Below are 13,151 nucleotides of genomic sequence, written 5' to 3' on the forward strand. Positions count from 1 at the left end.
ATCGCTCCTCCCCCCACACCAGGCGCGCCCCCGGAGCACCACGAAGGCCCCGGCCCATCCCCCCAGGCCGGGGCCTTCGGTCCGCCCGGCCCGGGCCCTGCGTACGAAGTACGAACCGCGGCACCGCCCGGCCGAGCGCAGCGACCCGCCCGGCCTCACTCCCGTACCCACTCCCCTCAGTCCTCCACCCGCACCCCGATCTGCGCCGCGAACGCCGGTGCCAGGTGCAGGAGTTGGGCTGAGCTGATCACCGCGCCCGCCAGCCGGTCCAGGCCCCGGGCGATGTCCAGCTCGGCGACCGTCCGCAGGTCGACGTCCTTCATCCGCACCCCCGTGAGATCGGCCCGCCTGAGCACACAGTCGCGGAACTCCACCCGCTCCAGCTCCCCGTCCCCGAAGTCCGGCTCCGAGAGCACACAGCTCTCGAACACCACATCCTTCAGCCGGGCCTTCCGCATATTCAGATAGTCGATCTTCCCGCCCCGGATCAGCACCCGCTCCAGCACCGCGCCATGGAGCTGCACTCCGCCCAGGCGCGCGTCCACCACCTCCACGTCCCGCAGCGACGCGCCCGCCAGATCCGTGCCCACACCCCGGACACCGCTCAGCACGGAATCGATGAACCGCGCCCGCCCCAGCGCTGTTTCGTCGAGAACGCACTCCCGCAGCGCGCAGTCGATGAACCGCGCGCCGACCCCCTCCTGCCCGGTCAGGTCGAGGTCCTTGAACTCCAGCCCGTCATAATCCCCGTCCGGCTCCAGCCCGCCGCCGTACGGACTCAGCGGTGGCAGCCGCACCTCCGCCCGACGCGCCTCGACCCGCCTCGCCGCGCCTCCGCCGCCCCCGCCCGCACCGCTCTTCGTCGTCGTCTTCCTCGCCATGTCCCCATGGTGACGTACACCACTGACAACGCGCCGATGTCACATCGAGCTGTCCGGTATCCGTCACACCGCCGGGAGCCCACGCACTGGGAGTGAGCGAAAGCAACAGCCAGCAGGCGAAAGCAACAGTCGGCAGGGGAGAGACGCACACCATGGACCGCAGCAATCGCAGTCACAGCAGCGACGGCAGTCGTCGCAGCGACAGCAGCCACCGCCGTAGTAGCAGCCACCGCACCACCCACACCACCCGCATCACCGTCATCGGCGGCGGCCTCGCCGGACTCACCGCCGCCATCACCGCCGCCGAGTCGGGCGCCGCGGTCACCCTCTACGAGGCCCATCACACCCTCGGTGGCCGCGCCCGTACCGCCGAAGGCCCGTACCTCACCAACGAAGGGCCGCACGCCCTCTACAGCCGCGGCCCCCACTGGGCCTGGCTGCGCCGCCGCGGGCTGCTCGGCCCCATGACGAGCCCGCCCGCGCGCGAGGCCGCCCGTTTCCGCTTCCACCGCGGCGGCGCGCTGCGCAGGACCCCGCCCCTCGGCGTGTTCCGGCTCGCCCGCCGTCCGGCCCAACAGGCCCCGGTGGACACCGACTTCATGACCTGGGCCACCGCGCTCGCCGGGCCGGACACCGCCCGCGCCGCCGCGCACTTCGCCGCCGTGGCCCTCTTCCACGACGACCCCGGCGCGCTCTCCGCCGCCTTCGTCCAGGAACGGCTCCGGCGCGCCGCCGCACTGCCTCCGGAGGCCCGCTACCCGGTCGGCGGCTGGGGTCAGCTCACCGACCGTATGGCCGGGCACGCCTGGAATCTGGGCGTACGGATCGAGACGGCGGTACGGATCGACTCACTCGACGCGCTCGACTCGCTCGCCGAGGACGGCCCCGTGATCGTCGCGACCTCCCTGAGCGCGGCCCGCCGGCTCCTCAAGGACGACGGTCTGCGCTGGACCGGCGGCCGTACGGCGCTGCTCGATCTGGCGGTACGGGCGCGCAGGGGCGACCCGTTCATCGTCTCGGACCTCGACGCGCCAGGCTGGCTGGAACGGTTCACCGCGCAGGATCCGTCCCTCGCCCCGGCCGGCCACGAACTGCTCCAGGGCCACTTCCCGGTCGGTCCTGGACAGTCCGCCGCCGACGGCATCGCCCGCGCCGAGCACCTGCTCGACCTGGGGTTTCCCGGCTGGCGCGAGCGTACGGTGTGGCGGCGCGAGTCCCTCGCGACCGGCCGGACCGGGGCCGTCGACCTGCCGGGCACCACCTGGCGGGACCGGCCACGGATCGACCGCGGCGACGGCGTGTACCTGGCGGGGGACGAGGTCGCCGCGCCCGGTGTGCTGTCGGAGGTGTCGTTCAACAGCGGGATCGCGGCGGCGTCGCTGGCGCTCCAGCGGGTGCAGTTCTTGCGGGATGCGGCCCGCCCGGCGGGGGTTGACCTCAAGCACGCTTGAGGTCGGAGGCTTGCTCCCAGAGCCCACATGGCCAGTCGGACAGGTCGCGTCCGGACACGCCGTATTCACCGGATACGCCGGATTCGCCGTACGAACCGTATTCGGACGCGACACGCCGTACGGACCGTACGGACGACCCACCGGACGACCCACCGGACGACCCACCGGACAGCCCTCGCGACCGGCCGCACAGACCGCCGCGCAGACCGGCCGCACAGACCGCTGCGCAGACCGCCGTACGGACCGGCCGCACAGACCTGGCCGCACAGACCTGGCCGCACAAGACAGCCGTACAAACAGGTCGCACAGACCGCCGCACAACCCCAGGGAGCCCGCCATGCACGCCATCCGCCTCCACGCCTTCGGCCCCGCCGAGAACCTCACGTACGAGCAGGTCGAGGACCCGCTTCCCGGCCCCGGCCAGGTCCGGATCACCGTCGCCGCGGCCGGGGTTCATCTCCTCGACACCGCGCTGCGCGAGGGCATGCGCGGCCCGTACCCCGCCGCCACCGAACTGCCGACCGTCCCGGGCCGCGAGGTCGCCGGTACGGTCGAGTCACTCGGCGCGGGCGCGGACCCCGGCTGGCTCGGCAAGCGCGTCGTCGCGCACCTGGGCATGGTGCCGGGCGGGTACGCGGAACTCGCCGTCACCGACACCGCCCGCCTGCACGAGATCCCGGCCGGGCTCGACGAGGCCGAGGCGGTCGCCATGATCGGGACGGGCCGTACGACCATGGGCATCCTGCTGTTCACCGACGGCCTCGGCCAGGGCGACATCGTCCTCGTACCGGCCGCCGCGGGCGGGATCGGCACCCTGCTCGTGCAGTACGCGAAGAACGCGGGCGCCGTGGTCATCGGCCTCGCGGGCGGACCCGCCAAGACCGCGCGGGTCGCCGCGAACGGCGCCGATCTGGCCGTCGACTACACCCTGCCCGACTGGCCCGTACAGGTACGCGACCACCTCCGCGAACACCACGGCGGCCGGGGCGCGACCATCGTCTTCGACTCGGTCGGCGGGGAGGCGGGCCGCGCGGCCGTGGACCTGCTCGCCAAGGGCGGCAAGCACCTCGTCTTCGGCTGGTCGGGCAGGGGCCTGCTCGACGGAGCGCCGCTGACCTTCACGGACGAGGAACTGGCGGAGCGCGGGATCACCTCTGAGAGCGTTCTCGGGCCGGTGATGCTCCAGAAGGCGGGCGGCGACATGCGCGTCCTGGAGGAGCGTTCCCTCACCGAAGCCGCAACCGGCCGCCTGCGCCCGGCCGTCCAGCGCTTCCCACTGGCGCAGGCGGCACGCGCCCACCAGGCACTGGAGACGCGCGGAACGGTGGGGAAGGTGGTCCTGGAGCCGTAAGGGCCGGGGGTGGAGGGGATGGGGTGGGGCCCCGGGCCGGGGGAGGTCGCTCGTACCGGCGCCTGGACGGGGGTCTGGCGCGGGTACGAGCGAGCCGCGGGCGGTACGGCGGGCGCGGAGCGGGTACGGGTGGGCCACTGCCCGTACGGGCAGTGGCGCGCCGGTACGGATCAGCCGCCACCAGTACGAGGGGTCCGCGCCGACACGGCATCCCGCTCCCGGACGCGTGGCACGCGGCGTACGCGCCACTCGGGGAGGCGAGGCCCGCAGGCGCCCGTACGGCACGGCCCGCCCCAGTTCGTATCACGACGCCCCACCCCACCCGGGCTCGCGCCCCGCACTCCCCGCAAGAAGCGAAATCACCCGATTCGTGGTCTTCTATCCAGGTGTTTCTTCGGCACACCCCACCACCGGCCCACACCCACACAAGGGAAGACCCCGGATGAGCGACCCGGCGAACTCGGGCGGCCGGCCCGGCCCGTACCCCGGCCAGGACCCAGGTCAACGCGGCTCCCGGGGCCCGTACCCCAGTCGGCACCCCCGCCCCGAGACCGGCGCCGAGACCGACACCCACCGCTGGTGGGCGCTCGCCGTCATCGCGACCGCCCAGCTCATGGTCGTTCTCGACGCCACCATCGTGAATATCGCCCTGCCCTCCGCCCAGCGCGAACTCGGCCTCACCAACGGCAACCGCCAGTGGGTCATCACCGCCTACACCCTCGCCTTCGGCGGTCTCCTGCTCCTCGGCGGCCGGATCGCCGACCTCGCCGGCCGCAAACGCACCTTCGTCATCGGCCTCATCGGCTTCGCCGCGGCCTCCGCGATCGGCGGCGCGTCCACCGGCCCGGAAATGCTGTTCCTCGCCCGTGCGCTCCAGGGCGCCTTCGCCGCGCTCCTCGCCCCGTCCGCGCTCTCGCTGCTCACCACCACCTTCACCAGAGGCGACGAACGCGCCAAGGCCTTCGGCGTGTTCAGCGCGCTCGCCGGCGCGGGATCAGCGATCGGGCTGCTCGTCGGCGGGGTCCTCACCGAGTTCCTGAGCTGGCGGTGGTGCCTCTACGTCAACGTGCCGATCGCCGCCATCGCCGTCGTCGGCGCGTACACCCTGCTCAGCGACCGGGCCGGCACCCGCGGCACCCACGGCGCGCACCTCGACATCCCCGGCGTGGTCCTCGGCTGCGGCGGGCTCGTCGCCCTGGTGTACGGGCTGAGCGAGGCCGAGATCCAGGGCTGGGGCGCCCCGCTCGTCCTGGGCCTGCTCGCCGGCGGCGCCGCGCTGCTGAGCGGATTCGCGTGGTGGCAGACCCGTACGCCGGGGCCGCTGCTGCCCCCGCACATCGTCCGCGACCGCAACCGCGGCGGCTCGATGCTCATCATGTGCCTGACGACCATCGGGCTGTTCGGGGCGTTCCTCTTCATGACGTACTTCCTGCAGACCGTCCTCGGCTACTCGCCCCTCAGAACCGGACTGGCCTTCCTGCCGCTGACCGCCTCGATCGTCATCGGATCCACCCAGATCTCCGCCCGGCTGCTGCCGCACGTACCGCCGCGCTACCTGCTCGGGCCCGGGCTGCTGCTCGGCGCGGCCGGGCTGTACTCGCTGACCTTCATCGACACCCACTCCAGCTACCCGGCGCACATCCTGCCCGGCACCGTACTGCTCGGCCTCGGACTCGGCCTCACCTTCATGCCCGCCATCGCCACCGGCACCTCGGGCGTGGCCGCCAGGGACTCCGGCGTCACCTCGGCAACCGTCAACACCGCACAACAGGTCGGCGGCTCCATCGGTACGGCCCTGCTCAACACCATCGCGATCACCACGACGAGTACGTATCTGGCGGCGGCGAAGACAACCGGCCTCACCCCGCCCGAGCGAACGGCTCTGGTGAACACGGCGACGGTCCACGGCTTCACGGTCGCCCTGGCCTGGGCGGCCGCCATCCTGATCGCCGCGGCGGTCGTAGCCGTACTCGTCATCACGGGCGCGTCCCCCCGCACCCGCGAATCAGCAACGGACGCCAGCCCTTGACGGGCCGGGCTACGCCCCCGCCGACGCCCCGCCCCATGGACGGCTACGCCTCCGCCACAGACCCGGCCACGCCCCGCCACCAGGCCCGGCTACGCCCCCGCACGTGCTCCCAGCGTGTGCAGTGGCTCGTCCGTCAGGCGGAAGACCGTCCATTCGTCCTGTGCCACCGCACCCAGTGATCGGTAGAAGCCGATCGACGGCTCGTTCCAGTCCAGGACGGACCACTCCAGCCGTTCGTAGCCGCGCGCTACGCAGATCCGGGCCAGCTCCGTCAGGAGTGCCTTGCCGTGGCCGCCGCCGCGGCTGGCGGGCCGTACGTACAGGTCCTCCAGGTAGATGCCGTGCACCCCGCGCCAGGTTGAGAAGTTCAGGAACCAGAGCGCGAAGCCGACCGGCTCGCCGTCCTCGTCCGACTCCGCGATGTGCGCGAAGGCCGCCGGGTGCTCGCCGAAGAGCGCGTCGTGGAGCTGCGCCTCGGTCGCCTTCGCCTCGTCCAGGCACTTCTCGTATTCCGCCAGCTCACGGATCATCGCGTGGATCACCGGAACATCGGCGGCAGTGGCAGTACGAATCATGACCGCAGCCTGCCCTCTCCCCCGCTCACCGTGCCAGCAGTGACCGAGCGATGGACACCTGGACCGGATCCAGCTCCTGGTCGCCCTCCCTCAGCCGCCACAGGGAGTTCTGCAGCACGCGGCCCAGGGTCCAGGCGCGCGCCCGGGACCGGTCCAGGGCCAGGACCTCCGTCATCAGGTCGAAGCGCCACAGGGTCTCCGAGCCGGCCGGCTCGGAGACAGCCGTCGTCCCGTCGTACGCGTCGGCAGCGCCGAACCGGTTCGCCAACGCCGGCAGCAGCTCGAACCCCGGATCCCCCGCCAGCGGCTTCGGGTCGATCGCCAGCCACGGTTCGCGCTCCGCGGCCAGCACGTTCTCGTAATGCAGATCCCAGTGCAGCAGCCGGTCCCCCGGCTCGTCCGCCACCTCGCGCACCGCCGCCGCACAGTCGCGTACGAGCCGCCGCTCACCCTCGTCCACCAACTCCCCCGCCAGCGACGGGGCCTCGTCCAGCATCCGCGCGACTGCATCCCCGAGCGTCCGCAGGCCCGCCGGAGCCGGCACCGATGTCAGCCGCGCCAGCAGCTCCGCCAGGATCCGGACCGCCTCCCGGACCGGCAATCCGCTCAGATCACGCGGGGGCAGATCACGCGGAAGCAGATCACGCGCGTTCGGATCGCCCGCAACCGGACTGCCCAGACCGCCCGGCCCACCGGCACCAGCCAGCTCGCCGGAACCGCCCGAACCAGCCAGCCCGTCAGGCCCGCCGGGACCGCCCAAACCAGCCACCCCGTCCGGTCCGCCTGGACCGTCCAGCCCACGCGGAACCAGCCGTTCCAGCAGCAGCGTCCCCGTCCCCTCGTCGTACCGCAGCAGCCGCACCGCGCCGTCCCCGCCCCACGCCCGCAGCGCCACCGGCTCCCCCGCCGACTCGTCGTCGAGCTGCTGGAGCTTCAGCACCGCCGCCGTACCGTCCGCGCACCCCACCGGCAGCACCAGCGCGCACTTGCCGTACATCGCGGGACCCGTACGGCGCAGCTCCCACCGCTCCAGAAAATCCGCCGCCCGGCCCGGCAGCGCCGCGATGAACGCCCGGCCCGCCTCCCCCGAAAACCTCGACTGTGTTTCCGCCAGCTCCACCGGAATGTCGATCACGCCCACGATCCTACGACCGTGCGTGAATCGCCCCATGCGCCGCATTCCTCACACGGTCCGCCCATGGACCAAGGGGGTCCGCCCATGGGCCAACGCGGTCCGCCCGTGGACCAGCAAAGTCCGCACCTGGATCACGAGCGCCCCCGGCACCCACCTCTGGCTGGCCGCCCTCTTCGTCACCACCGTCGCACTCCACCGCATGTCACCCGAGTTCGAAGAGGAATTCCTGCTCCAGCGCTCCACCAATATCCACGAACTGTCCACCGACCCCCTCCGCGTCCTGATCTCCAGCGCCTTCTGGACCGACGGCGGCACGTGGCTCCCGTACGCCGTCCTCTACACCCTCTTCCACGCCCCCGCCGAACACTGGCTCGGCACCTCGCGCTGGCTAGCCGTCGCCGTACTCGCGCACATCGGCGCCACACTCATCAGCGAAGGCGTCCTCGGTTGGGCCATCCTGCACGGCCACGCCCCACAGTCCGCCGCGCACACCCTCGACATCGGCGTCAGCTACGCGCTGGCCGGGATCGCCGGGATCCTCACCTACCGGGTGCCACTGCCCTGGCACCTGCCGTACCTCGCCGTCGTCCTCATCTACTACGGACTCCCGCTCATCGCCGCCCCCACCTTCACCGACCTCGGCCATGTCGCCGCGGTCCTCATCGGCCTGGCCTGCTACCCGCTGGCGCGCGCCCGCGGACCCCGCCGATACCTGGACAAACGTACGAGCAGCGGTGTACGAACACCCACATGACCAGCGCGAACAACGACGAGCCGGGCAGACCGGACGGCGACAGCGACGGACCGGACGGCGGTAGCGGTACGAGCAGGGGTACCGGTACGGGGAGTGGCGCGCCCGGCGACGTTACGGATACGGGGCCGGCCTCAGGCGACCGTACGGGAACGGGCCCACACAGCGACGGTACGAGCAGCCCTACGGGAAGCAACCCGGCCGGCGACCGTACGGAAAGCAGCCCGGCCGGCAGCCGTACCGGAAGCGCCCCCCGTACCACCACCGCCCCCGGCGACATCTCCTTCTGGTACGCCCAGGACGGTCTCCCCGCCCCGCGCCCGCCCCTCCCCGGCGACACCACCGCCGACATCTGCATCGTCGGCGGCGGCTACACCGGGCTCTGGACCGCGTACTACCTCAAGAAAGCCGCCCCCTACCTCAACATCACCATCCTGGAAGGCAAGTTCTGCGGCTACGGAGCCTCCGGCCGCAACGGCGGCTGGCTCTACAACGGCATCGCCGGCCGCGACCGCTACGCCGCCCTGCACGGCCATGACGCCGCCGTACGCCTCCAGCGCGCCATGAACGACACCGTCGCCGAAGTCATCAGCGTCACCGCCGAAGAGAACATCGACGCCGACATCCACCAGGGCGGCGTCCTCGAAATCGCCCGTACCCCGGCTCAGCTCACCCGCCTCAAGGAGTTCCACGCCGCCGAGGCCGCCTTCGGCGAAACCGACCGCACCCTCCACGACGCCGCCGAAACCGCCGGCCGCATCCGCGTCGCCGGAGCCCTCGGCTCCACCTGGACCCCGCACGGCGCCCGGCTCCACCCCGTCAAACTGGTCAAGGGCCTCGCCGCCGCCGTCGAAGGGCTCGGTGTCACCATTCACGAGTCGACACCGGTCACCGAGATCAGGCCGAAACACGCCGTCACCCCCCACGGCACCGTCCGCGCGCCCTACATCCTCCGCTGCACCGAAGGGTTCACCGCGAGTATCAAAGGCGCCCGCCGCGCCTGGCTCCCCATGAACTCCTCGATGATCGCCACCGAACCCCTCCCCGCCGACGTCTGGGACACCATCGGCTGGGACGGCCGCGAAACCCTGGGCGACATGGCCCACGCCTACATGTACGCGCAGCGCACCGCCGACAACCGCATAGCCCTCGGCGGCCGCGGCTACCCGTACCGCTACGGCTCCCGCGCCGCCCGCCTCGCCGACACCGCCCCCACCCCGCCCGCCACCGTCGAGGCGCTCCGCGAGATCCTCGTCCGCTTCTTCCCCGCCACCGCCGGCGCCCGTATCGACCACGCCTGGTCCGGCGTCCTCGGCGTCCCCCGCGACTGGTGCGCCACCGTCACCCTGGACCGCACCACCGGCCTCGGCTGGGCGGGCGGTTACGTGGGCTCAGGCGTGGCCACCACCAACCTCGCCGCCCGCACCCTCCGCGACCTGATCCAGCACGACTCGGGCCAGGCGGGCCCCACGGACCTGACCACCCTCCCCTGGGTCCACCACAAGGTCCGCAACTGGGAACCGGAACCCTTCCGCTGGCTCGGCGTCCACGCCTTGTACGCCGCCTACCGCACGGCGGACACCAAGGAATCCACCACCAACACCCCCACCACCCACCCCATAGCCCGCACCGCCAACCGCATATCGGGCCGCTGACCACCCGCCCCTTTCGCACCGTCCGAGCAGTGCGGATGTGGCAGGCGAAGGTGAAAACTTCGCGAGAATTGCAGCAGCAGGGCCTCCTGAAGCTCTCGACTTCGCCAAGTCGGAGCTGGTCAGGCGGCCCTGCTTTCACGCGCTCTGTCTGTCACAGACCATCCACCCGGTCACCCTGCTCGATGAGACGACTCTTCACCGATGGAAGTGCCGGCTTCCGGAGGTCAGCCCCATTGATGCTCCCTCAGGCACTCGGCGTGTGCGTAGGTGCCCGGCGTGAGGTGGTCGCAGGGGCCGGCGGAAGACGGAAGGGTTACGACAGAGAAAATCCCTGCGACGGAGAAAGCGAAAGTGACGATGATTCGACGCACGGCGTTCCAATCGTTTGTGAGCCCAAGGGAATCAGATGCACCATTTGTTCAGCTCACCCAGGATATACTGGGCTCGCCGAAGCTCAGCACCGAGGTAATTCCCATCACGAATCCTCACCTCGATGTAATTCGCCAATATGACGGGATCGCGAGTGCCGAGCCTGAGGAACGCATCCGCCTCGGCGATCGCCGCGGGACAGCCGGCCGCAGCCTCGGCAGGGGCCACGGCCCATGCGGATGAGGGGCCGCCTACGGAGACAGCGCCCAATGCCAGCGCGGCCACGAATCCCGCAGCGACTATTCTGATCGGTTTCACAGAAATTCCTCCGATGCGTGCCGACGGGTCGGCCCTCGGTCATGGAGAACTTCACCCATTGAACTGTTGTCGCGGTGGTTCGCTTGCCGACCGACCCATATCCAAAAGATTAAGGATCATTCCGTGTGCCGGTCAACGGCATCCCACCGAAAGGCTGGTTCGAGTGCGGCACCCCGCTGCGCGGACAGGAATCCCCACTACACATCCCGGCCACATCCGGAGAATGATCAACCCGCAGACCTGCGGTCATTGACCTGCCAGTAGTTCGATCGGCGAGAAATCATCCCGATTGCAATTCCGTACTCCACCCCGTTTAAACTCTTATGGAATTCAACGAGTTCCATGTCCGCATATGCCCTCTCTTCCGGTAATCTCGACCCGCCCGGAATCGGCCACCAGTGCATATGCGTCGGAGTTCTTTCTACGCATTGTAGTTTCTGAACCACCGAATAGGGAGTTCTACGCGTTGTAAGAATTCTACGTGTTGTAGTTTTTCGAGATCAGCCGTTCGACCGATGCGCTCCGGCGGCGGGACTCGGTGGATCGGCCAGCGCCTGACGCAGGGCCGCGGCTTCCCGCGGGTCGAGACGCGCGGCGAAACGCCGGAGGGCGCGCTCCCGGTCGGTCGAGGCGTCCAGGACCTGGCGCATGAGTTCCGCGGTGTAGAAGTCGGCGCTCCGCGCCGCGCTGTACTGATAGGACCGGCCGTTCTTCACTCGGGTCAGCCAGCCCTTCTCCCGCAACCGTTCGGTGACGGTCATCACCGTCGTATACGCCAGCGTGCGAGGGCCGTTGAGCGCGCTGGTGAGTGCGTGGATGGTGACGGGGGCCTCCTGCCGCCACACGATCCGCATGATCTTCGACTCCAACTCACCGAACGGCCTTATCGCCATGGAGCCCTCCCAGGGTTCATCGGCTTGCCCGGAGGTGGCCAGGTGCTGGAGCAGCGTGCGGATGAGGGACAGCCGGCCGCAGGGCGTCGTGTCCACGGGATCCATGGTGCGTTCGTGAGATACGGGAGCGCTTCGGCCGAACGGCCGGAGCGCATCGGCCGAACGGCTGATACGGGCCTCGGCTGCGCCGTTCGGATCCCGTACCGCGCGAGCGGGCAGGGTCAGGTCGAGAGACGGGAGCCCTGTGAGACGGTGCCGGTGGCCCACGCCCAGGAGGCGATCTCCACACGGTTGCGTACGCCCAGTTTGGACTGGATGTTCGCCAGATGGGTCTTGATGGTTCCGAGCGACAGAGAGAGCTCGGAGCCGATCTCCTGGTTGGTGCGCCCGATCGCCACCCGGCGTACGACATCCAGTTCACGCCCCGTCAGGCTTGTCCGCGATGCCGGCCTGCCCGCCGCGAGCCCGCCCGGGGACGACGGCGGGCGCCCCTCCTTCAGCCGACGCAGCAGCGGCACGGTGACGGCCGGCGAGATCAGCGCGTCTCCGCGCCGTGCCGCTCGGACCGCCTCGAACAGCAGGGCCGGGCCGGCGTCCTTCAGCAGAAACCCGCAAGCACCGTTGTCCAGCGCCCGGTGTACGTAACCGTCCTCGCCGAAGGCGGTCATCACGACGACACGCAGCGGATCGGACACCTCGGGCCCGGCCAGCAGGCGGGTGACCTCCAGGCCGTCGAGTCCCGGCATCTGGATGTCGACGAGGCAGACATCGGGACGCAGCCTCCGGGCCGTTTCCACGCACTCGATGCCGTCAGCGGCCTCGGCCACCACCTCGACACCCGGCTGCGCGTCCAGCAACAGCCGTAATCCACTGCGCATCAGGTGCTGGTCATCGGCGATGAGTACCCTCGTCGCCACAGCCGTCGAGGAACTCGTCGTCGCACAGGTCACATCGGTCACCTGGACGACCCCGCCTCGGCCTGCACGGGGAAAGCCACGGCCACCAACCAGCTACTGCCACGCGCCGGACCCACCCCGAGCGCACCGCCGACGGTCGAGATCAGTTCCTTGCCCTCGCTCCCGCTCTTCCGCTGGAACATGTCCGCCGCCCTCTCCGCCGAGACGCTCCCTGCGCCATGCTCATGACGCTACGGACAGCGAGGGCGCCGCACACTGGGCGTAAGGCCCGGCCGTGGGGTGGTGCTGGGTGCACCGCCGCCGTTCTACTCGGAGTGTTTGGCCGCGGAGAAGTACGTGTTCGCCGTCGGCAGGAACATCAGCACAACAGCACCGGCGATCAGGACGACCGGACTGACACTGATGAAAAGATCGTATATGACGTCAGCCATGGTCTCTTTATGGAATTCGCTCGTGGTCATGCTGTTGACCAGGAAGAACATGACGAGAGCACCGGCCGCGGCGAGTGCGCTCCGCGCCCATTTTCGGCCCTGGCGCATCCTGAAGACGAAGAACAAGAAAAAGGAGCTGGTGAAAACCAGAAATCCGGCAGACATGGCGACTTGCTGGATCGCTTCGCTCTCGCCCATTTCGTCGCGCATTTCGTCGAGCCCCGAGGGAGAGATGACGAATGTGTCCAGCACCCAGACGACGGCGTCCACGACAATCGCCACGAGGAGCAGCAGGAAGGCTGTTTCCACCTCCCTGGGGCGCGTCCTCGTCTGGCCTGTTTCCGGCTTCATCGTCACTGTTGTCTCCTCAAGTAGCCCGTATCCCCCGAGGAGAC

At 70.3% G+C, this 13,151-nt stretch carries 13 protein-coding genes; 5 read left to right on the top strand and 8 right to left on the bottom strand.

What is annotated here, in order from left to right; genetic code table 11:
* Positions 1–176: 176 nt before the first annotated feature.
* Entirely contained in the window at positions 177–881 is a 705-nt protein-coding gene (locus ACFU9P_RS26160; protein ID WP_384085118.1) for a pentapeptide repeat-containing protein, read from the bottom strand.
* A gap of 152 nt (positions 882–1,033) precedes the next feature.
* On the opposite strand from ACFU9P_RS26160, the gene ACFU9P_RS26165 reads away from it, so the two are divergent.
* From ACFU9P_RS26165 to ACFU9P_RS26175, 3 genes are all read left to right on the top strand, one after another.
* A complete protein-coding gene (locus ACFU9P_RS26165) occupies positions 1,034–2,332 on the top strand; it encodes an NAD(P)-binding protein (protein WP_384085121.1) in 1,299 nt (432 codons plus the stop codon).
* Between the two features lie 337 nt (positions 2,333–2,669).
* On the top strand, positions 2,670–3,683 hold the full coding sequence (locus ACFU9P_RS26170) for a zinc-binding dehydrogenase (RefSeq protein WP_384085124.1): 1,014 nt from the start codon (positions 2,670–2,672) through the stop codon (positions 3,681–3,683).
* Positions 3,684–4,125: 442 nt separating this feature from the next.
* Positions 4,126–5,712 (top strand): MFS transporter, encoded by a 1,587-nt coding sequence (locus tag ACFU9P_RS26175; RefSeq protein WP_384085127.1) that lies wholly within the window; start codon positions 4,126–4,128, stop codon positions 5,710–5,712.
* 89 nt (positions 5,713–5,801) lie between these two features.
* Here ACFU9P_RS26175 and ACFU9P_RS26180 read toward each other — a convergent pair whose 3' ends face one another.
* Together ACFU9P_RS26180 and ACFU9P_RS26185 are read right to left on the bottom strand one after the other, a co-directional pair.
* The gene (locus ACFU9P_RS26180; RefSeq protein ID WP_376381645.1) at positions 5,802–6,287 is read right to left on the bottom strand and encodes a GNAT family N-acetyltransferase; all 486 of its coding nucleotides are present in this window, start codon (positions 6,285–6,287) and stop codon (positions 5,802–5,804) included.
* A gap of 25 nt (positions 6,288–6,312) precedes the next feature.
* Positions 6,313–7,422: an aminoglycoside phosphotransferase family protein gene (locus ACFU9P_RS26185; RefSeq protein ID WP_376381647.1), complete on the bottom strand. Its 1,110-nt coding sequence runs from the start codon at positions 7,420–7,422 to the stop codon at positions 6,313–6,315.
* 34 nt (positions 7,423–7,456) lie between these two features.
* On the opposite strand from ACFU9P_RS26185, the gene ACFU9P_RS26190 reads away from it, so the two are divergent.
* Positions 7,457–8,176 (top strand): rhomboid-like protein, encoded by a 720-nt coding sequence (locus ACFU9P_RS26190; RefSeq protein WP_376381649.1) that lies wholly within the window; start codon positions 7,457–7,459, stop codon positions 8,174–8,176.
* Entirely contained in the window at positions 8,173–9,828 is a 1,656-nt protein-coding gene (locus ACFU9P_RS26195; protein WP_384085132.1) for an NAD(P)/FAD-dependent oxidoreductase, read from the top strand. Before ACFU9P_RS26190 ends, ACFU9P_RS26195 begins: the two co-directional genes overlap by 4 nt.
* A gap of 402 nt (positions 9,829–10,230) precedes the next feature.
* Here the strand turns inward: ACFU9P_RS26195 and ACFU9P_RS26200 are convergent, their stop codons facing one another.
* From ACFU9P_RS26200 to ACFU9P_RS26220, 5 genes are all read right to left on the bottom strand, one after another.
* On the bottom strand, positions 10,231–10,515 hold the full coding sequence (locus ACFU9P_RS26200; RefSeq protein WP_376381653.1) for a hypothetical protein: 285 nt from the start codon (positions 10,513–10,515) through the stop codon (positions 10,231–10,233).
* 500 nt (positions 10,516–11,015) lie between these two features.
* Positions 11,016–11,504 carry a BlaI/MecI/CopY family transcriptional regulator gene (locus ACFU9P_RS26205; RefSeq protein WP_384085137.1) on the bottom strand — a complete coding sequence of 163 codons (489 nt, stop codon included), beginning with the start codon at positions 11,502–11,504 and terminating at the stop codon, positions 11,016–11,018.
* A 125-nt stretch (positions 11,505–11,629) separates the two neighbouring features.
* Entirely contained in the window at positions 11,630–12,286 is a 657-nt protein-coding gene (locus tag ACFU9P_RS26210; protein WP_384085427.1) for a response regulator, read from the bottom strand.
* Positions 12,287–12,363: 77 nt separating this feature from the next.
* Positions 12,364–12,507, bottom strand: coding sequence for a hypothetical protein (locus ACFU9P_RS26215; protein ID WP_376381657.1), 144 nt, complete (start codon positions 12,505–12,507; stop codon positions 12,364–12,366).
* Positions 12,508–12,630: 123 nt separating this feature from the next.
* Positions 12,631–13,113, bottom strand: a complete 483-nt coding sequence (locus tag ACFU9P_RS26220) for a hypothetical protein (protein ID WP_384085141.1) — start codon at positions 13,111–13,113, stop codon at positions 12,631–12,633.
* Positions 13,114–13,151: the final 38 nt, after the last annotated feature.

The organism is Streptomyces sp. NPDC057617, assembly GCF_042800555.1.
Lineage (GTDB): Bacteria > Actinomycetota > Actinomycetes > Streptomycetales > Streptomycetaceae > Streptomyces.